Source organism: Nocardioides sp. Leaf307, from assembly GCF_001423135.1.
In the GTDB taxonomy this organism is placed as follows: Bacteria; Actinomycetota; Actinomycetes; order Propionibacteriales; family Nocardioidaceae; genus Nocardioides; species Nocardioides kribbensis.
Genome location: NZ_LMNY01000001.1, coordinates 876,553 through 895,715, shown reverse-complemented (window position 1 = coordinate 895,715; position 19,163 = coordinate 876,553). Strand labels below are relative to the sequence as shown.

The following is a 19,163-nucleotide window of genomic DNA, read 5'->3' as shown; positions in this document are numbered from 1 at the left end:
AGCCTCTCATGCCACAGCACTACCCCTTCTCCGCCGTCGTCGGCTCCGCCGACATGTCGCTCGCGCTCGTGCTGAGCGCGATCTCGCCCGAGATCGGCGGCGTCCTCGTGCGCGGCGAGAAGGGCACGGCCAAGTCCACGATCGTGCGCGGTCTCGTCGGCGTGCTGCCGCCGATCGAGGTGGTCGCCGGCGACGCCTTCTCCACCGATCCCGCCGAGCGGCCCGACGCCCCGACCGAGCAGCGGCCGGTCAGGCTCGTCGAGCTGCCGGTCGGCGCCACCGAGGACCGCGTGCTCGGCTCGCTGCACCTGGAGAAGGCGCTCGCGCACGGCGCCGCGGAGTACGAGCCGGGCCTGCTCGCCCGCGCCCACCGCGGCATCCTCTACGTCGACGAGGTCAACCTGCTCCACGACCACCTCGTCGACGTGCTGCTCGACGCCGCCGCCACGGGCCGCGCCACCGTGGAGCGCGACGGGGTCTCGGTGACCCACGCCGCCCGCTTCGTGCTCGTGGGCACCATGAACCCCGAGGAGGGCGAGCTGCGCCCGCAGCTGCTCGACCGCTTCGGGCTCACCGTGGAGGTGGCCGCCCCCCGCGACCCGGCGCTGCGCGTCGAGGTCGTGCGACGCCGGATGGCCCACGACGCCGACCCCGAGGCCTTCGCGCGGCGGTGGGCCGCCGCCGAGTCCGACCTCACCCGCCGCGTCGCGGCCGCCCAGGCCCTGCTGCCCGACGTCGTGCTCGACGACGACGTGCTGCTCAAGGTCGCCGAGCTCTGCGCGGCCTTCGAGGTCGACGGCCTGCGCGCCGACCTCGTCACCGCCCGCACCGCGGTGGCCCACGCCGCCTGGCACGGCCGGACCCGCGTCACCGTCGAGGACGTGCGCGCCGCCGCCCGGCTCGCCCTCCCCCACCGCCGTCGCCGCAACCCCTTCGACGCCCCCGGCCTCGACGAGGACCTCCTCGACGACGTGCTCGGCCCCGAGCCCGACGAGGGGCCTGAGGACGACCCCGACGGGCCGGGTGAGGGACCCGAGGACGGGTCCGAGGGCGGGCCGAACCGAGGACCGGGCGAGCAGTCCGAGCCGCCGTCGCAGCCGGGACCCGCCGAGCCGTCCGAGCCGTCCGAGCCGGCGACCGGGGCCGACGACACCCCCGGCCGCCCTGACCCGACCGCGGAGGCGACCGAGGAGCCGACCCCGCAGCCGACCCCGCAGCCGACCCCGCAGCCGACCCCGTCCCCCGCGGAGGCGGGCACGACGGTGGCGGCGGGCGCGACGTACCGGGCGCGGCTGTTCGCGGTGCGCGGCACCGGCCGCGGGGAGAGCGGACGCCGCAGCCGGGCCGAGACCGACACCGGGCGCCGTGTCGGCGCGCGGCCGGGCCGCACCGGTGCGATCCACCTCGCCGAGACCGTGCGCGCGGCCGTGCCCCACCAGGCGCTGCGCGGGCGCGCGCCGGGCGCCGGCGGACGGCTGCTGCTCGACGCCGACGACCTGCGCGTGGCGGTGCGGGAGGGCCAGGAGTCCAACCTCGTGCTCTTCTGCGTCGACGCCTCCGGCTCCATGGCCGCGCGGCGCCGCATGGAGCAGGTGAAGGCCGCGATCCTCAGCCTGCTGCTCGACGCCTACCGGCGCCGCGACAAGGTCGGGCTGGTCACCTTCCGCGGGGCCGGCGCCGAGCTGACCCTGCCGCCGACCCGCTCGGTCGACGTGGCCGCCGCCCGGCTCGAGGTGCTGCCCGGCGGCGGACGCACCCCGCTCGCCGAGGGCCTCGAGGAGGCCGCCCGGACCCTGGCCACCGAGCGGCTGCGCGACCCTCGCCGCCGCTCCCTGCTCGTCGTGGTGACCGACGGCCGCGCCACCGCCGGGGCCGACGCCGTCGCCCGCTCCCGCCACGCCGCCGCCGCGCTCGCCGCCGCCGGCCAGGCCGCCCTGGTCGTCGACTGCGAGAGCGGGCCGATGCGCCTGGGCCTCGGGGGCGTCCTCGCCGCCCACCTGGGCGCCGAGCACGTGCCGCTGGCCGAGGTCAGCGCCGGCGCCCTCACCGCCACCGTGCGCGAGCGGGTCGCCTGATGGCGCCGAAGGGGCAGCCGCTGGCCGTGCCCGACGACGGCCTGACCACGGCCCAGCGGCGCACCCAGCCGCTGCTGATGGTGCACACCGGCGACGGCAAGGGGAAGTCGACCGCGGCCTTCGGGCTCGCGATCCGGGCCTGGAACCAGGGCTGGGACGTCGGGGTCTTCCAGTTCGTGAAGTCGGCCAAGTGGCGCATCGGGGAGCAGACCGTGCTCGAGCGCCTCGGCGAGCTGCACGACCAGACCGGCGAGGGCGGTCCGGTGGAGTGGCACAAGATGGGCGCCGGCTGGTCGTGGTCGCGCAAGGAGGGCTCGGAGGCCGACCACGCCACCGAGGCCGCCGAGGGCTGGGCCGAGGTCAAGCGGCGCCTGGCCGAGGAGCGCCACGACCTCTACGTGCTCGACGAGTTCACCTACCCCATGGAGTGGGGCTGGGTCGACGTCGACGACGTCGTCACCACCCTGCGCGAGCGGCCCGGGCGGCAGTACGTCGTGCTCACCGGCCGCCGCGCCCACCCGGCGCTGGTCGAGGCCGCCGACCTGGTCACCGAGATGACCAAGGTCAAGCACCAGATGGACCGCGGCCAGAAGGGCCAGAGGGGGATCGAGTGGTGACCCGGCTCCCGCGCGTCGTGGTCGCCGCCCCCTCCACCGGCCAGGGCAAGACCACGGTCTCCACCGGGCTGATGGCCGCACTGCGCCGCGCCGGTCACGTCGTCAGCGGCCACAAGGTCGGCCCCGACTACATCGACCCCGGCTACCACGCCCTCGCCTGCGGCCGACCGGGCCGCAACCTCGACCCGCACCTGGTCGGCGAGGACCTCGTCGTGCCGCTGCTGCTGCACGGCGCCCGCACGCCGGAGCCGGCCGACGTCGCCGTCGTCGAGGGCGTCATGGGCCTCTACGACGGCCGGGTCGGCACCCGCGGCTTCTCCTCCACCGCCCACGTCGCCGCCCTCACCCGCACCCCGGTCGTGCTCGTCGTCGACATCTCGCGCTCCTCGCGCTCCATCGGCGCCGTCGTGCACGGCATGGCCACCTGGGACCCCACCGTCACCGTGGCCGGTGTCGTGCTCAACCAGGCCGGCTCCCCGCGCCACGCCGCCGAGGTGCGCTCCAGCATCGACCTGCCCGTGCTCGGCACCATCCCCCGCGACGCCGGCGTCTCCGCGCCCTCGCGCCACCTCGGCCTCGTGCCCGCCGACGAGCGCGCCCTCTCGGCGGAGTCGCTGGACCACCTCGCGGACCACGTCGCCGCCCACGTCGACCTCGAGGCCGTCCTCGCCCTCGCCGCCACCGCGCCCGACCTCGCCGAGGACCCGTGGGCGCCGGAGGCCGTCGTACGCCGCCCCGAGGGGGCCGGCCGCCCGGTCGTCGCCGTCGCGGGCGGGCGGGCCTTCACGTTCCGCTACGCCGAGACCGAGGAGCTGCTGCGCGCGGCCGGCTGCGAGGTGGTGGGCTTCGACCCGATGCACGACACCGCGCTGCCCGCCGGCACGGCGGGGGTCTACCTCGGCGGCGGATTCCCCGAGGTCCACGTCGGGGAGCTGGGCGGCAACGAGGCGCTGCGCGCCGCCCTGCGCGCGGCCGTGCTCGACGGCGTGCCGACGGTGGCGGAGTGCGCGGGGCTGCTCTACCTCTGCGACACCCTCGACGGGGCGCCGATGGTGGGGGCGCTGCCGGCCACCGCGGAGATGACGCCGCGGCTCACCATGCGCTACCCCGTGGCGACCGCGGTCGGCGACAGCCTGCTCACCCGGCGCGGGGAGCAGGTCACCGGCCACGAGTTCCACCGCACCCACGTCGAGCCGGTGAGGGGCGAGACCGCCACCTGGGAGGTCGACGGCGAGGCGGTCGGCTTCGGCACCGCCAGCCTGCACGCCTCCTACCTGCACACCCACTGGGCCGGTCACCCCCACCTCGCCCAGCGCTTCGCCGACGCGGTGCACGCCCGGGCCCGTGGCTGAGGCCGGCCCGCCCGTCGACCCGCTGCGCCACCACGGCGACGCCGAGGTTCGCGGCAGCGGGCTGCTCGACCTGGCCGTCAACGTCCACGACGGCCCCCGCCCGGCGTGGCTCGACTCCGCGCTCCACGCCGCCGTGGACGCCTCGGGCGACTACCCCAGCCCCACCGCGGCGGAGGCCGCGCTGGCCCGGCGCCACGACCGGCCGGCCGAGGAGGTGCTGGCCACCGCCGGCGCGGCCGAGGCCTTCTCCCTCGTCGCACGCTGGCGCGCGTGGCGCCGCCCGGTGGTGGTCCACCCGCAGTTCACCGAGCCCCACGCGGCGCTGGAGCAGGCCGGTCACGACGTCACGCCGGTGCTGCTGCCGGAGCCCTTCGTGCTCGACCCGGCCGCGGTGCCCGACGACGCCGACCTCGTGGTGCTGGGCAACCCGACCAACCCCACCGGGGTCCTCCACCCGGCCGAGGCCGTGCGGGCCCTGCTGCGCCCGGGGCGGGTGGTGCTGGTCGACGAGGCCTTCATGGACGCCGTGCCCGGCGAGACCGCGTCGGTGGCCGGGCTGCGCGCCCCGGGCCTGGTGGTCGTGCGCAGCCTCACCAAGCACTGGGGCGTCCCCGGCGTGCGCGCGGGCTACCTGCTGGCCTCGCGCCGCTCGGTGGCCGCCCTGCGCCGCGGGCAGGTGCCGTGGTCGGTCTCCACCACGGCCGCCGCCGCGATGACCGCCTGCTCCACCCCCGCCGCGGTCGCCGAGGGCGCCCGGCGCGCCCGCGAGGTCGTCGCCCACCGCGAGCACCTCGAGCGCGGCCTGGCCGACCTCGGCGTCGACCACGTCGCCTCCGCGGCCTCCTTCGTGCTCGTGCGCGCCGGCCACGGCGCCCACGGACGGCTGCGCGAGCGCGGGATCGCCGTACGCCGGGCCGACACCTTCCCCGGCCTCGACGACGCCTGGGTCCGGGTCGCGGTGCGCTCGCCCGCGGTCAGCGACCGGCTGCTCGCCGCGCTCGCCACGCTCACCACGCCACCCCCGGCGGTGCCGCGGTGATCGGCTTCCACCGCCGCCGCGACTGCCCCCACCCCGCCGCGGCCCCCGAGCCCGTCACCCGGCTGCGACGCCGGGACGGGGAGCCCTACCCCCACGTCAGCCAGTACGCCACGCCCGCCCTCATCCCCCGGCTGGTCGACGGCAGTGCGCGGGCCGAGGACGACCCCGCCTGGGCCACCACGGGCGCCTGCTGCCCGGCCGGCTACGCGTTCTGGGCCCACCGCATGTGCGGCGTCGCGGCCCTGGCCGGGCTCGTGGAGCACCGCCGCGGCGAGCGGCTCGAGCTCGTGCCGACCGCCGAGGACCTGCTCGACGTCGGCGGCTACGTCCTCACCCCCGAGCGCGTCCACGGCCTGGTCTACGCACCCCTCGTCGAGCTGCTGCGCACCCGGTGGGGCATCGGGGCGCGGGTCGCCGTCGACCTCCCCGCCGCCGACCTGGCCCGCGAGGTCGCCGCCGGCGCGCTCGCGATCGCCTCCGTGCACCCGGCGGTCCGCCTCGCCCCCGAGCCGCCGCCGGCGCGCGGCGGGCACCTCGTGACGCTGTGGGCGGCCGACGACGCCGGGGTGCGGCTCACCAACCCCTCGGGCCTGCCCGACCACAGCCAGCACGCCCGGCTGCCCGTCGACGTCCTCGCCCGCTACTACGCCGGCCGCGCCGTGGTGGTCGAGCCGGCCTGACCCGCCTCCGGGTCCTCAGCGCTGGCGCGACTGGAGCACGTGCAGGCGCCACCCGACGCCGACACCGAGCAGCCCCATCACGCCGGTGCCGATCGGCACGGCGTCGATCGGGCCGACCACGGCCAGGAGCACGGCGAGCACCAGCAGCACGACGCCCATGCCCGCGACCAGCCAGGCCGTGGGGTCACGGCGTGCGGTGCTGCGAGGAGTGCTGCGGGAGCGGTCGCGGGGGTCCACGCCACCACGCTAGCGACCGCCCTTGAGCCCGGGACGGGACGGCCCCCACGCGGGGCCCCGATGGCCTAGGGTGAGCGCGCGGGCACGAGGAAGCCGGTGGGAATCCGGCACAGTCGCGCTACTGTGACAGCTCCTCCGCGGTCGACCACGGTCGGTCCGGGCGAGCTGGAGTCAGACCCGAGTGTCCGTCATCCATCCGCTTCGTCAGGGACGCACGCATCCCTCAGGAGGACACATGTCGCAGTCGTCTGCACCCACCGCTCCCCTTTCCCCGGGCCTCTCCCCGGCCGTCGAGGTCCCCGCGATCCCGCTCGGCCGGCTCGCCCCCTGGGCCCTCTTCTCCGGGCTGCTGTGCAGCCTCGTGCTGTTCTTCGTCAGCACCGACCAGGGCGCGGTCTCGCTGCTCTCCGGCACCGCGCTGCACGAGCTCGTCCACGACGGCCGCCACCTGCTGGGCTACCCCTGCCACTGAGCCCGTCCGGGCCTGCTCGCCACCACCCCTCACCTCCTCGGTGCCGGGGCCCGCTGAGGTGCGCCCCGGCGCCGGCACCCGAACGGAACCCTCATGTCCCCAGCCACCACCCCAGCCACCACCCGGATGACCCCGCGCGCCTTCCTGGTCAGCGGCCTGCTCGTCGGCCTGCTCGCGGGCTGCGCCGCCTTCCTCGTCGCCACCTGGGCCGGTGAGCCCGCGGTCGAGGCCGCCATCGCCCGCGAGGGCGGCCACGACCACGCCGCCGGCACGCCGGAGCACACCCACGACCCCACCGCGGGCGACGGGGCCGAGGAGGAGGTCGTCTCGCGCAGCACCCAGCGCACCTGGGGCCTGCTCACCGGCTCGGTCGCCGTCGGCGTGGCCCTCGGCGGGCTGCTCGCCCTGGGCGCGGCCGCCGCGGTGGGCCGCCTCGGCCCGTTGCGACCGGGGCCGACCGCGGCGCTCGTGGCCGGCGTCGGCTTCGTGTCGGTGGCCCTCGTGCCGTTCCTGAAGTACCCCGCGCTCCCGCCCGGCGTGGGCAGCGCGGAGACCATCGGCTCGCGCACCGCGCTCTACTTCACCTTCGTCGCCGTCTCGGTGGCCGCCGCCGTGCTCGCCGTGCTCGTGGCCCGTCGCCTGCTCCCGACCCAGGGCGGGTACGCCGCCGTGCTCGTCGGCACCGCCCTCTACCTGCTGGTCGTCGTGGGCGTGGCCGTCCTGCTTCCGGGCCCGGCCTCCGCGGGCGACGTGCCGGCCGACCTGCTGTGGAGCTTCCGCCGCGGGTCGCTGCTCACGCTGCTCGCCCTGTGGGGCGTGCTCGTCCTCGGCCTGGCCGGTGCCGTCGACCGGCTGGGCCGCCAGGAGAGCGCCCTGCGGGCCCGCCGCGAGCTGGCGGCCAGCCTGTGACCGGCCCGACCGACCCGACCGGCCCGACCGGCCCCGCCGCGCCCTCGGCCGCCGCGCACGCGGCCGCGGCCGAGCGGCTGGCCGGCCTGGCCACGCCGGCGGGTGCGCTCGGGCGCCTGGGCGAGCTCGGTGTGTGGCTGGCCGCGGCGCAGGACAGCGTGCCGCCGCGGCCGCTCGAGCGGGTGCGGCTGGTCGTGCTGGCCGGCGACCACGGGGTCGCCGGCCACGGGGTGTCGGCGTACCCGCCCGCGATCACCGGGGCCATGGTCCGCACCTTCCTCGCCGGGCGCGCGGGGGTCTCGGCGCTGGCCGCCGCCCACGGCGTGCACGTGCGGGTGCTCGACCTCGGTGTCGACGACGACCTCGACGGCCTCGCGCCCGAGGTGCACGCCGCGCTCACCGCCCACAAGGTGCGCCGCGGCAGCGGGGCGCTCCACCTCGAGGACGCGCTCACCCCCGAGCAGACCCGCGCCGCCCTCGAGGCCGGGCGCGCCGTGGCCCGCGAGGAGGTCGCGGCCGGGGCCGACCTGCTGCTCACCGGCGACATGGGCATCGGCAACACCACCCCCGCCGCCTGCCTGGTCGCCGCCGGCCTCGGGCTGGGCGCCGACGAGGTCACCGGCCGTGGCACCGGCGTCGACGACGCCGGCCTGGCCCGCAAGCGCGAGGTCGTGGCCCAGGCGCTCGCCCGCGCCGGCGACCGCGTCGCCGACCCCGTCGAGACCCTCACCGCGCTCGGCAGCGCCGACCTCGCCGCCACCGTCGGCCTGCTCACCGAGGCCGCCCGCAGCGGCGTGCCGGTGCTGCTCGACGGGCTGATGTCGGTGGCGTGCGCGCTCACCGCGGAGCGGCTCGCGCCGGGGTCCGCCGCGTGGTTCGTCGCCGGTCACCGCTCCCCCGAGCCGGCCCAGTCGCTGGCGCTGGCCCACCTGGGTCTCGAGCCGCTGCTCGACCTCGGGCTGCGCCTGGGCGAGGGCAGCGGCGCGGTGGCGGCGGTGCCGGTGCTGCGCAGCGCGGTGGCCCTGCTGCGCGACGTCGCACTGCTGTCCGACCTGATGCCCCGTGCGTGACGCCTGGCGCCTGGCCCTCGGCACGCTGACCGCGGTCCCCGTCGCCCCGCCCGGGCACGTCGACCGCGCCACCGCCGCTCGCGCGATGCTGCTGGCGCCCCTGGCCGCGGCGCCGCTCGGGCTGCTGGTGGCCCTCGTCGGCTGGGCCGGTGCCGAGGCCGGTCTCGACCGGCTCGCGGTGGCCGCGGTCGCCGTGGGACTCCTCGCCGCGGGCAGCCGCGCCCTGCACTGGGACGGCCTGTCCGACACCGTCGACGGCCTCACCGCCTCCTACGACCGCGAGCGGTCGCTCGCGGTGATGCGCACGGGCACCTCGGGCCCCGCCGGCGTCGTGGCCACCGTCGTCGTGCTCCTCGCCCAGGTCGCCGGCCTCGCCTCGCTGCTGCGCCTCGACGGCGGCTGGTGGCTGGCCGGCCTCGCCGTCGCGGTCTCGCGCTGCGCCCTCGTGCTGACCTGCCTGCGCGGGGTGCCCGGCGCGCGGGGCGAGGGGCTCGGGTCGGGCTTCACCGGCACCGTGGCGCCGCTCGCCGCGGCGGTGTCGTGGCTCCTCGGTACGGCCGCGCTCGTCGCCGTCGCCGCCGCGGTCGGCCTCGAGGCGTGGCGCGCCCCGGTCGCGGCGCTCGCCGCCGTGGCCGTCGTCGTCCTGCTCGTGCGGCGCACCACCCGGCGCCTCGGCGGGGTCACCGGCGACGTCTTCGGCGCCGCCGTCGAGCTGGCGCTCGCCGCGCTGCTGGTGGCGCTGTCGTGAGCCGCTCAGAGCACGAGCACGCGCCCGGCCACCACCAGGTGCACGGCCTCGCACTCCGCGGCCAGGCGCTGGTTGGCCAGGCCGAGCAGGTCGCGGAAGACCCGGCCCGAGCGGTGCGCGGGCACCACGCCGAGACCGACCTCGTTGGTCACCAGCACCACGTCGCCCGCCGCCCCGGCCAGCGCCGCGGCCGCCTCGTCGAGCCGCGCCCCGACCAGCGCGTGCAGCGCCTCGCTCGACTCCTCCCAGGCCGCGGCGTCGTCGAGCAGCCGGGTCAGCCAGGTGCCGAGGCAGTCCACGAGCACCGCGCCGTGCCCGGAGCCTGCCAGCGCCCCGGCGAGGTCGCCGGTCTCCAGCGTGCGCCAGGTCTCCGGCCGTCGCGCCCGGTGGGCGGCCACGCGGGCGGCCCAGTCGGCGTCATCGAGCACCGGACCGGGCGCGACGTAGGTGACGTCCTCGCGCCCCGCGAGCAGGCCCTCCGCGTGGCGCGACTTGCCCGAGCGCACGCCCCCGGTCACCAGCACCCTCACCACCGGAGCCTCCCATGACGTGCAGCCGGGCGGTGGGGCTGGCCGTCGGCTTCGCCGCCGACCGGGCCCTGGGCGACCCCGCCCGGTGGCACCCGGTGGCCGGCTTCGGCTCCCTCGCGGGCGCCCTGGAGCGGCGGGCGTGGGCCGACGCGCGGCCCCGCGGCGCGGCGTACGTCGTGGTGCTGGTCGGCGCCACGACCGGCGCCGGCGTCGCGGTGGAGCGCGCGACCCGGGAGCGGCCGGTGGCCCACGCGCTGGCCACGGCCGTGGCGACCTGGGTGGTGCTGGGCGGCACGTCGCTGGGTCGCGAGGCCGGGACGGTCGACCACCTGCTGCGCGCGGGTCGCCTCGACGAAGCCCGACAGCGGCTGACCCACCTCGTGGGCCGCGACACCCGCGTGCTCGACGCCGACGGGGTGGCCCGCGCGGCGGTCGAGTCGGTGGCCGAGAACACCTCCGACGCCGTCGTGGCCCCCCTCCTGCTCGGCGCGCTGGCCGGGGTGCCGGGGCTGCTGGGCTACCGCGCCGCCAACACCCTCGACGCGATGGTCGGTCACCGCACCCCGCGCCACGAGCGCTTCGGCTGGGCGGCGGCGCGCCTCGACGACCTGCTCAACCTGCCCGGCGCGCGGCTGTGCGCGCTGCTGGCGGTGGTGCTCGGCGACGACCCGCGCGCGGCGGTGCGGGCGTGGCGCCGCGACGCGCGCGCCCACCCCAGCCCCAACGCCGGCCCGGTGGAGGCGGCCTTCGCCGGCGCCCTCGGGCTGCGCCTGGGCGGCGAGACCGTCTACCCCACCCGGGTCGAGCAGCGCCCGCTGCTCGGCGACGGCCGCGCGCCCGGCGTTCACGACCTGCCCCGCGCCCGCGCGCTCGCCGCGCGGGTGGGCCTCGGCGCGCTCCTCACGCTCGCACCGCTCGCAGCCAGGCGCACGCGGCCGCGACGTCGCTGACCGTCGCGATCCCGGCCGGCTCCGCCGGGCGGCGTACGACGACCACCGCCAGGCCGCCCGCGGCGGCGGCCTCCAGCTTGGGCCAGGTGTGGACCCCTCCGGAGTCCTTGGTCACCAGGACGTCGGCGCGGTGCTCCTCGACCAGCGCCCGCTCGCCGGCGAGGGTGTAGGGCCCGCGGCTGCGCAGCAGCGTCCACGCCTCGGGCAGGGCGGCCTCGGGCTCGTCGACGACCCGGGCGAGCACCGCGTGGGCGGACAGCGGGCCGGTGAACCGGCCGAGCTCCTGGCGGCCCACGGTGAGGAACGGGCGCCGGCCCAGCCGCGCGGTCAGTGCGGCGGCCTCGTCGTGGCCCTCCACCCAGTGCCAGGCCCCGGCCCCCGGGGCGTCGGACCAGCCGGGCCGGGCCAGCCGCAGCAGCGGCACGTCGACGCCGGCGGCGCTGTGGGAGATCCGCGCGGCGAAGGGGTGCGTGGCGTCGACGACGGCGTCGTAGCCGCGGGCGTGCTCGCGCAGGCCCTCCGGCCCGCCGAAGCCGCCGACGCGCACCTCCCCCACCGGCAGCGCCGGACGGGCGACCCGCCCGGCCAGCGAGGAGACCACCTCGACGCCCTCGGTGACCAGCGCCGCCGCCAGGGCGCGCGCCTCGGCCGTGCCGCCGAGCACCAGCACCCTCACGCGTGGGTCCCCGCCGGCTCCGGCGCCCCGGGCGCCAGCACGGGCAGCCCCGCCGGGGCGCCGCGCGTCGCGAGGTCGAGCAGGGCGTCGACGTCGAGGTGCTCCTCGACGAGGTCGCCGAGCAGGTCGAGGCGCCGCTCGCGGGCGGCCGGGAAGGAGGCGGTGGAGGTGACGCCGAGGGCCTCGCGCAGGTAGGCCGCGCGGTGGGCGTCGTCCTCGAGCCGGCCGTGCACCATCGTGCCGGTCACGGCGCCGGCGACCCGCTCGCCGGTGGTGCGGCCGTGGTGGATCTCGTAGCCCGCCGGCTCGTGGGTGCGCAGCACCTTGTCGGGGCCGAAGACGGTCTCGAGGTCGAGCAGGCCGAGCCCCTCGACCTCGGCGCCGGGGTCCCCCTCCACGCCGTGGGGGTCGGCGATGCGCCGACCGAGCACCTGGCAGCCGCCGCAGATCCCGAGCACCGGGCGCCCGGCCGCGGCGTGGTCGAGCACGGCGCGGTCGAGGCCGCGCTCGCGCAGCCAGGCCAGGTCGGCGAGGGTCGCGCGGGTGCCGGGCAGCACGACCAGGTCGGCGTCGGCCAGGCCCTGCGGGGTGGTCACGAACCGCACGTCGAGGCCGGGCTCGAGGTCGAGCGCGTCGGCGTCGGTGACGTTGCTGATCCGCGGGAAGCGCACGACCGCGACCACCGCCCGGTCGCCCCCGGAGCGCCCGGAGCGCTCGCGACGCGCCTCGAGGTCGAGGGCGTCCTCGCCGTCGAGCCACAGGTCGGGGCTCCAGGGCAGCACGCCGAAGGTGCGCCGCCCGGTCGCCGCGGCCAGCTGGTCGAGGCCCGGCGCGAGGAGCGAGACGTCGCCGCGGAACTTGTTGACCACGAAGCCCGCCACCAGGGCCTGGTCGCCCGGCGGGAGCAGGGCGACCGTGCCGAGGAAGGCCGCGAAGACCCCGCCGCGGTCGATGTCGCCCACCACCACCGTGGGCAGGCCGGCGTGGCGCGCGAGGCCCATGTTGACGTAGTCGCCGGCGCGCAGGTTGATCTCCGCGGGGCTGCCCGCGCCCTCGGCGACGACCACGTCGACGCGGCCGGCCAGGTCGTCGTAGGCCGCGTGCGCGGCGGCGGCCAGGTGGCGCCGGCCGTCGACGAAGTCGCGCGCCGAGACCTCGCCGGCCGGGCGGCCCATCACGACCACGTGGCTGCGCCGCTCGGAGCCGGGCTTGAGCAGCACCGGGTTCATGGCCACCTCGGGCTCGATGCGCGCGGCCAGGGCCTGCACCCACTGCGCCCGCCCCATCTCCAGGCCGTCGCGGGTGACCATGGAGTTGTTGGACATGTTCTGCGCCTTGTAGGGCGCCACGCGCAGCCCGCGGCGGGCCAGCGCCCGGCACAGCCCGGTGGTCACCACGCTCTTGCCCGCGTCGGAGGTCGTCCCGGCGACGAGCAGACCGCTCACGCCGCCGGCTCCGGGGCGCGCAGCAGGTAGATGTCCATCACCCAGCCGGCCGTCTCCTTGCACCGCGCGCGGGCGGCCTCCACCTCGGCCACGACGTCGCGCACCCGACCGGCCACGAGCTCCTCGCTCGGCGTGCCGAGGTTGCCGCCCCACCAGATCGACCAGTCGCCCAGGTCGAGCCCGGGCCCGGTGAGGTCGACGACGCGGTTGAGCATGACCACGACGTTGTCCTGGCCCTGCCCGTGCGACGGGGGCAGCACGGCCTCGGCCAGCCGGCGCCGTGTCGTGACGTGGAGGGCCTGGCCCACCTCGTGCAGCACGAGGCGGTGGCGCGCGGCCAGCAGCTGCACCGAGGAGATCCCCGGCACGACGCTGACCTCCAGCGGCAGCCGGCGGCCCACCCGCTCGAGCACACGGATCGTGGAGTCGTAGAAGGCGGGGTCGCCCCAGACCAGGAAGCCCGCGTCGCCGTCGTGGCCGCGCAGGGCGTCCTCGTAGGCGCGGGCCCGCGCGTCGTGCCAGGCCTCGACGGCCGCGTCGTACTCCTCCTGGGTGCCGGTGCGCTCCGGGCGCCGCTCGCGCGAGGGGTCCTCGATGCGCACGACGACGGGGGCGGCGTCGAGGTGGCGGTCGAGCAGCCGCTCGCGCGCCACGACCAGCGGGTCGGGCATGCCACCGCGCTCGGAGGTCAGCGCGGCGGACTTGTCGGAGACCACGAAGTACGCCGACTCCCGCATCGCCCGCACCGCCTCCAGCGTGACCTGGTCGGGGTCGCCCGGCCCCACCCCGATCACCCGGACCCGCTTCACGCCCGGTCCTCGAGGTCGCCCTCCAGGTCGAGGTAGACCTCCTGCATCGCGGCCAGCACCTCGGGGTCGGGCTCGGCCCACAGACCGCGGTCGCGCGCCTCGTGGAGCTTCTCCACGATGCCGCGCAGCGCCCAGGGGTTGGAGCGGCGCATGAACTCCTGGTTGGTCTCGTCGAGCACGTACTCCTGGGCCAGGGTGTCGTACATCCAGTCGTGCACGACGCCGGTCGTGGCGTCGAAGCCGAAGAGGTAGTCGACGGTGGCGGCCAGCTCGAAGGCGCCCTTGTAGCCGTGGCGCTGCATCGCGGAGATCCAGCGCGGGTTGACCACGCGGGCGCGGAAGACCCGGTTGGTCTCCTCCTGCAGCGTGCGGGTGCGCACGGCGTCGGGCGTGGTGGAGTCGCCGACGTAGGCCTGCGGCGCGGCGCCGGTCAGCGCACGCACAGTGGCGACCATGCCGCCGTGGTACTGGTAGTAGTCGTCGCTGTCGGCGATGTCGTGCTCGCGGGTGTCGATGTTCTTCGCCGCGACCTTGATCCGGCGGTAGTTGGCCCGCATGTCGTCGGCGGCCGCGGCGCCGTCGAGGTCGCGGCCGTAGGCGAAGCCGCCCCAGGCGGTGTAGACCTCGGCCAGGTCGGCGTCGTCGCGCCAGGTGCCCGACTCCACCAGCTGCAGGATGCCGGCGCCGTAGGAGCCCGGCTTGGAGCCGAAGATCCGGGTGGTGGCCCGGCGCTCGTCGCCGTGCTCGGCGAGGTCGGCCTGGGCGTGGGCGCGCACGTAGTTGCTGGCGTGCGGCTCCTCGAGGCCGGCGACGAGGCGCACGGCGTCGTCGAGCATGGCCACGACGTGGGGGAAGGCGTCGCGGAAGAAGCCGGAGATCCGCACCGTGACGTCGATGCGCGGGCGGCCCAGCTCCTCCAGCGGCACGACCGTCAGGTCGTTGACGCGCCGCGAGGCCTCGTCCCACGACGGACGCACGCCGAGCAGGGCCAGGACCTCCGCGACGTCGTCGCCGGAGGTGCGCATCGCGCTGGTGCCCCACACCGAGAGCCCCACCGAGGCGGGGTAGTCGCCGGTGTCGTCGAGGTAGCGCTGCACGAGCGACTCGGCCATGGCCAGCCCGGTCTGCCAGGCCAGCCGCGAGGGCACGGCGCGGGGGTCGACGGTGTAGAAGTTGCGCCCCGTCGGGAGCACGTTGACCAGCCCGCGCAGCGGCGAGCCCGAGGGGCCGGCCGGCACGAAGCCGCCGTCGAGGGCGTGGAGCACCGCGTCGAGCTCGTCGGTGGTGCGGGCCAGTCGCGGCACGACCTGGGTCGCGGCGAAGGCCAGCACCCGCTGCACCTCGGGGTCGTCGTTTAGCCCCGCCGCGGCGGCGGGGTCCCAGCCGGCGGCCTCCATGCCCTGCACGAGCGCGCGGGCCCGCTCCTCGACGCCGTCGATGACCGTGGTCGCCTCCGCGCCCTCCTTGAGGCCCAGCGCCGCGCGCAGCCCCGGCACCGAGGCGGTCTCGCCGCCCCAGACCTGGGAGGCGCGCAGGATGGCCAGCACCAGGTTGACCCGGGCCTCGCCGTCGGGCGCCTGGCCCAGCACGTGCAGCCCGTCGCGGATCTGGGCGTCCTTGATCTCGCACAGCCAGCCGTCGACGTGGAGCAGGAAGTCGTCGAACTCCTCGTCGTCGGGGCGCTCGTCGAGCCCGAGGTCGCGGTGCATCTCCGCGGCGTGCATGAGCTGCCAGATCTCCCCGCGCACGGCGGGCAGCTTGGCGGGGTCCATCGCCGCGATGTTGGCGTGCTCGTCGAGCAGCTGCTCGAGGCGGGCGATGTCGCCGTAGGTCTCCGCACGCGCCATCGGCGGGATGAGGTGGTCCACGATCGTGGCGTGGGCGCGGCGCTTGGCCTGGGCGCCCTCGCCGGGGTCGTTGACCAGGAAGGGGTAGATCAGCGGCAGGTCGGCGATGGCCTGGTCGGTGGCGCAGCTCGCCGACAGCGCGGCGTTCTTGCCCGGCAGCCACTCCATCGAGCCGTGCTTGCCCAGGTGCACCACCGCGTGGGCGCCGAAGCCGCCGGTCTCCACGTCGCCGCCGACCCAGCGGTAGGCCGCGAGGTAGTGGTGCGAGGGCGCCATGTCGGGGTCGTGGTAGATCGCGACGGGGTTCTCGCCGAAGCCGCGCGGGGGCTGGATGAGCAGCACGACGTTGCCGGCCTGGATCGTGGCCAGCACGATCTCGCCGGCGTCGTTGACGAAGAGCTCGCCGGGCGACTCCCCCCAGGTCGCCACGACGTCGTCGCGCAGCGCGACCGGCAGGTCGGCGGTCCAGCCGTCGTACTGCTGCTTCGTGATCCGCACGTGGGCGTCGGTGAGCTGGGCGTGGGTCAGCCACTCCTCGTCCTGCCCGCCGGCGTCGATGAGGGCGTGGATCAGCGCGTCGCCCGCCTCGGTGTCGTCGTCGAGGTCGAGCCCCGGGACCGCGCCGGCCGGGCCGAGGTCGTAGCCCTCCTCGCGCATGCGCCGCAGCAGCCGCACGGTCGAGACCGGGGTGTCGAGGCCCACGGCGTTGCCGACCCGGCTGTGCTTGGTGGGGTACGCCGAGAGCATCAGCGCCACCCGCCGCTCGGCGGGCGGCACGCGACGCAGACGGGCGTGGCCGACCGCGATGCCGGCCACCCGCGCGCAGCGCTCGGCGTCGGCGACGTAGCGGGGCAGGCCGTCGGCGTCGATCTCCTTGAAGGAGAACGGCGCGGTGATGATGCGCCCGTCGAACTCGGGGATCGCGATCTGGGTCGCGGAGTCCATCGGGGTCACCCCGTCGTCGGAGGTCTCCCACTCCGCGCGGCTGCTGGTCAGGCACAGGCCCTGCAGGATCGGGATGTCGAGCGCGGCCATGCGGGCGACGTCCCACGCCTCGTCGTCGCCGCCGGCGCTGGCCGTGGCCGGGGTCGACCCGCCCGCGGCCAGCACGGTCACCACGAGGGCGTCGAGGGTGCCCAGCGCGGCGTAGAGCTCGTCGGGGGCCGAGCGCAGGCTGGAGGAGAAGGTCGGCACGCCGACCGCGCGGCCGGTGGCGTCGACGGCGTCGGCCAGCGCGTGCACGAAGGCGGTGTTGCCGCTGGCCTGGTGGGCCCGGTAGTAGAGGATCCCCACCCGCGGCAGGTCGGCGGGCAGGTCGGCGGACAGGTCGGCGGGCCGCTCGGCCAGGCCCCACTCCGGCAGGGCCGCCGGCGCCTCGAAGCCCTCGCCGGTGAGCAGCACGGTGTCGGAGAGGAAGGCGTGCAGCTGGGCCAGGTTGTCCGGGCCGCCCTCGGCGAGGTAGCGGTGGGCCTGCGCGGCCACCCCGATCGGCACCGACGACTGCTCCATCAGCTCCGCGCTGGGCTGCTGCTCCCCGCCGAGCACGACCACGGGCATGCCGGTGGCGCGGATGCGGGCGAAGCCCGAGCAGAGGTCCTGCGGGGAGCCGAGCACCCGGCCCACGACGAGGTCGCAGCCCTCGATGGTCTCGGCCATCGACTGGTGGCCGGGGCGGGCGGGGTTGGCCCAGACCCAGTCGGCGCCGCTGGCGCGGGCCGAGAGCAGGTCGGTGTCTGAGGTGGAGAGCAGCGCGATGCGCACGAGGGCCTCCTCGGGGTTCTCGCCCCGGTGGTAGTGGCGGAGTCCCGTGGCCAGTATCTGGCTGGGCCGTCGGAGGCGCAGGGCCTCGCGACGGCGTCACAGTGGCGGAACCGCCCCGGACTGGGCATCGCTGCCGCACCGGGTTCCTGGGTCCACGAGACGTGTAGCGGCAGCCTAGGCCATCCCGCGCGGCGCGGGGCGGGCCAGCCGCTGGGCGGCGACCGGGCGCCCGTCGACCAGGTGCTCGGCCACGATCCGGTCGACGGAGCCGGCACCGACGCGGGCGTACCAGACGTCGTCGGGCTGCACCGCGACCACCGGGGCGTGGTTGCACGGCAGCAGGCAGCCGGTCTGGGTCAGCAGCACGTCGTCGTCACCGAGCCCGTGGGCCATCAGGGCCAGCACCACCGCCTCGGCGGTGTCGTCGGAGCCGCGCGCGGTGCACCGCGGCCCGCGGCACACCAGCACTTGGTGGCGGTGGGCGGTGACCTCCTGCCACGCCGACGAGGTCAGCCCCGCCTCGGCGCCGGTCACCGGCGTGGCCGCGGCGACCAGCCGCGCGACCCGCTCCCCCGCGCCGGCGGCCGGGTCGAGGTCGGCCAGCAGCGCGCCGGCGACGCGCACCTGCGGTGCGTCGTCGCCCCGCTCGCGCCACCAGTGGGCGACCACGCGCCGCAGCCACGACGCCCCGGGGGCCAGCGGCCCGGTCGCCACGCCGACCACGACGACGCGGCGTACGCCGGAGCCGGCGAGGCGGGTCAGCTCGCGGGCCGGCGAGGGGTCGCCCTGCTGGAGGTGGGCGACGCTCGCGCCGACCTCGGCGGCGAGTGCGGCCAGCTCCGCGCCGGCGCGCACCTCGCGCACCGACATCGTCACCAGCACGACCTGCTCGTCCACGCGGGGGAACCTAGCAGCGCCCCCGCCGGCCCCCGCTTAGCTCGTCGGGTGCCCGAAGCTGCCGCGCTGGAAGGCCTGGTAGGCCTCCATCACCTCGGCCTTGGTGTTCATCACGAAGGGGCCGGCCCACGCCAGCGGCTCACGGATCGGGCGGCCGCCGAGCACGACCACGTCGAGGCGCGGCGAGCGGCTCTCCTGACGGCCCGCGGCCGAGACCGTGAGGTAGTCGCCGGCGCCGAGCACGGCGGCCTGGCCGGTGCGCAGCGGGCGGGCCTCCTCCCCCACGGTGCCGTCGCCGTTGAGCACGTAGACGAGCGCGTTGAAGTCGACGTCCCAGGGCAGGTCGAGGCGGGCGCCGGGCTCGAGCGAGGCGTGCACCAGCGCCATCGGCGTGTACGTCGACCCCGGCCCGGCGTGGCCGTCGACGGTGCCGGCGATGACCCGCACGAGCGCGCCGGCGTCGGCGGAGGTCAGCAGCTGCACCTCCCCGGAGCGGATGTCCTGGTACCTCGGGGTGCTCATCTTGGCGTCGCGGGGCAGGTTCACCCACAGCTGGAGGCCGTGGAAGAGCCCGCCGGACTGCACGAGCCACTCCGGCGGGGCCTCGATGTGCAGCAGCCCGGAGCCGGCGGTCATCCACTGGGTGTCGCCGTTGGTGATCGTGCCGCCGCCACCGTGGGAGTCGTGGTGGTCGAAGGTGCCGTCGATGATGTAGGTGACGGTCTCGAAGCCGCGGTGGGGGTGCCAGGCGGTGCCCTTCGGCTCGCCCGGCGCGTACTCCACCTCGCCCATCTGGTCCATCATGATGAACGGGTCGAGGCGGGCCAGGTCGATGCCGGCGAAGGCGCGGCGCACGGGGAAGCCCTCGCCCTCGTAGCCCTGGGGCGCCGTGGTCACCTGGAGCACCGGCCGCGGCTGGTCGCCCAGCCCGGGGCCGCGCACCCGGTCGAGGGTGGTCAGGTCGTCGACGGTGATCGCAGGCATGGCCCGATCCTAGCCGCGCCTAGTTGAACATTCAACAGATTGTCTCGGACAGGCGGGTCGAGCGG

18 protein-coding genes and 1 riboswitch are annotated in these 19,163 nt (G+C 77.1%); of the genes, 10 read left to right on the top strand and 8 right to left on the bottom strand.

Features of this window, described 5'->3' with window-relative positions; translation table 11 throughout:
* Window positions 1-8: 8 nt before the first annotated feature.
* Genes ASF50_RS04190 through ASF50_RS04170 form a run of 5 tightly spaced genes read left to right on the top strand, consistent with a single transcriptional unit; the run spans window position 9 to window position 5,763 of the window.
* Window positions 9-2,075 carry a magnesium chelatase subunit D family protein gene (locus tag ASF50_RS04190; protein ID WP_056903582.1) on the top strand — a complete coding sequence of 689 codons (2,067 nt, stop codon included), beginning with the start codon at window positions 9-11 and terminating at the stop codon, window positions 2,073-2,075.
* Window positions 2,075-2,692 (top strand): cob(I)yrinic acid a,c-diamide adenosyltransferase, encoded by a 618-nt coding sequence (gene cobO / locus ASF50_RS04185; protein ID WP_056903581.1) that lies wholly within the window; start codon window positions 2,075-2,077, stop codon window positions 2,690-2,692. The genes ASF50_RS04190 and cobO overlap by 1 nt, the downstream gene beginning before the upstream one ends.
* The gene (locus tag ASF50_RS19600) at window positions 2,689-4,044 is read left to right on the top strand and encodes a cobyrinate a,c-diamide synthase (protein WP_235557548.1); all 1,356 of its coding nucleotides are present in this window, start codon (window positions 2,689-2,691) and stop codon (window positions 4,042-4,044) included. Before cobO ends, ASF50_RS19600 begins: the two co-directional genes overlap by 4 nt.
* Window positions 4,037-5,083, top strand: coding sequence for an Rv2231c family pyridoxal phosphate-dependent protein CobC (gene cobC, locus ASF50_RS19595; protein WP_056903580.1), 1,047 nt, complete (start codon window positions 4,037-4,039; stop codon window positions 5,081-5,083). The genes ASF50_RS19600 and cobC overlap by 8 nt, the downstream gene beginning before the upstream one ends.
* Window positions 5,080-5,763, top strand: a complete 684-nt coding sequence (locus tag ASF50_RS04170; RefSeq protein WP_056903579.1) for a hypothetical protein — start codon at window positions 5,080-5,082, stop codon at window positions 5,761-5,763. Before cobC ends, ASF50_RS04170 begins: the two co-directional genes overlap by 4 nt.
* Before the next feature lie 15 nt (window positions 5,764-5,778).
* Here ASF50_RS04170 and ASF50_RS04165 read toward each other — a convergent pair whose 3' ends face one another.
* Window positions 5,779-6,000, bottom strand: a complete 222-nt coding sequence (locus tag ASF50_RS04165) for a hypothetical protein (protein ID WP_056863702.1) — start codon at window positions 5,998-6,000, stop codon at window positions 5,779-5,781.
* Window positions 6,001-6,088: 88 nt separating this feature from the next.
* Window positions 6,089-6,177: riboswitch (cobalamin riboswitch) on the top strand.
* Between the two features lie 58 nt (window positions 6,178-6,235).
* Between ASF50_RS04165 and ASF50_RS04160 the strand changes: the two genes are divergently transcribed.
* The 4 genes from ASF50_RS04160 (at window position 6,236) to ASF50_RS04145 (ending at window position 9,199) form a co-directional block, all read left to right on the top strand.
* A complete protein-coding gene (locus tag ASF50_RS04160; RefSeq protein ID WP_056903578.1) occupies window positions 6,236-6,472 on the top strand; it encodes a CbtB domain-containing protein in 237 nt (78 codons plus the stop codon).
* Between the two features lie 93 nt (window positions 6,473-6,565).
* The gene (locus ASF50_RS04155) at window positions 6,566-7,381 is read left to right on the top strand and encodes a CbtA family protein (RefSeq protein WP_235557547.1); all 816 of its coding nucleotides are present in this window, start codon (window positions 6,566-6,568) and stop codon (window positions 7,379-7,381) included.
* Window positions 7,378-8,451 (top strand): nicotinate-nucleotide--dimethylbenzimidazole phosphoribosyltransferase, encoded by a 1,074-nt coding sequence (cobT, locus tag ASF50_RS04150; protein ID WP_056903576.1) that lies wholly within the window; start codon window positions 7,378-7,380, stop codon window positions 8,449-8,451. Before ASF50_RS04155 ends, cobT begins: the two co-directional genes overlap by 4 nt.
* Window positions 8,444-9,199 (top strand): adenosylcobinamide-GDP ribazoletransferase, encoded by a 756-nt coding sequence (locus tag ASF50_RS04145; RefSeq protein WP_156718085.1) that lies wholly within the window; start codon window positions 8,444-8,446, stop codon window positions 9,197-9,199. The genes cobT and ASF50_RS04145 overlap by 8 nt, the downstream gene beginning before the upstream one ends.
* A 5-nt stretch (window positions 9,200-9,204) precedes the next feature.
* On the opposite strand, the gene ASF50_RS04140 is transcribed toward ASF50_RS04145, so the two are convergent.
* Entirely contained in the window at window positions 9,205-9,729 is a 525-nt protein-coding gene (locus tag ASF50_RS04140) for a bifunctional adenosylcobinamide kinase/adenosylcobinamide-phosphate guanylyltransferase (RefSeq protein WP_056904221.1), read from the bottom strand.
* Window positions 9,730-9,743: 14 nt separating this feature from the next.
* Between ASF50_RS04140 and ASF50_RS04135 the strand changes: the two genes are divergently transcribed.
* Window positions 9,744-10,679 (top strand): cobalamin biosynthesis protein, encoded by a 936-nt coding sequence (locus ASF50_RS04135; RefSeq protein ID WP_056903575.1) that lies wholly within the window; start codon window positions 9,744-9,746, stop codon window positions 10,677-10,679.
* On the opposite strand, the gene ASF50_RS04130 is transcribed toward ASF50_RS04135, so the two are convergent.
* The 6 genes from ASF50_RS04130 to ASF50_RS04105 form a co-directional block, all read right to left on the bottom strand.
* A complete protein-coding gene (locus ASF50_RS04130; RefSeq protein WP_056903574.1) occupies window positions 10,630-11,355 on the bottom strand; it encodes a cobalt-precorrin-6A reductase in 726 nt (241 codons plus the stop codon). The genes ASF50_RS04135 and ASF50_RS04130 overlap by 50 nt on opposite strands.
* Entirely contained in the window at window positions 11,352-12,800 is a 1,449-nt protein-coding gene (locus ASF50_RS04125; RefSeq protein ID WP_056903573.1) for a cobyric acid synthase, read from the bottom strand. Before ASF50_RS04125 ends, ASF50_RS04130 begins: the two co-directional genes overlap by 4 nt.
* A complete protein-coding gene (cobF, locus tag ASF50_RS04120) occupies window positions 12,797-13,609 on the bottom strand; it encodes a precorrin-6A synthase (deacetylating) (protein ID WP_056903572.1) in 813 nt (270 codons plus the stop codon). Before cobF ends, ASF50_RS04125 begins: the two co-directional genes overlap by 4 nt.
* A complete protein-coding gene (gene cobN / locus ASF50_RS04115; protein ID WP_056903571.1) occupies window positions 13,606-17,217 on the bottom strand; it encodes a cobaltochelatase subunit CobN in 3,612 nt (1,203 codons plus the stop codon). Before cobN ends, cobF begins: the two co-directional genes overlap by 4 nt.
* Window positions 17,218-17,391: 174 nt before the next feature.
* Entirely contained in the window at window positions 17,392-18,114 is a 723-nt protein-coding gene (locus ASF50_RS04110; RefSeq protein ID WP_235557546.1) for a (2Fe-2S) ferredoxin domain-containing protein, read from the bottom strand.
* Window positions 18,115-18,150: 36 nt separating this feature from the next.
* Window positions 18,151-19,098: a pirin family protein gene (locus ASF50_RS04105; protein WP_056903570.1), complete on the bottom strand. Its 948-nt coding sequence runs from the start codon at window positions 19,096-19,098 to the stop codon at window positions 18,151-18,153.
* Window positions 19,099-19,163: the final 65 nt, after the last annotated feature.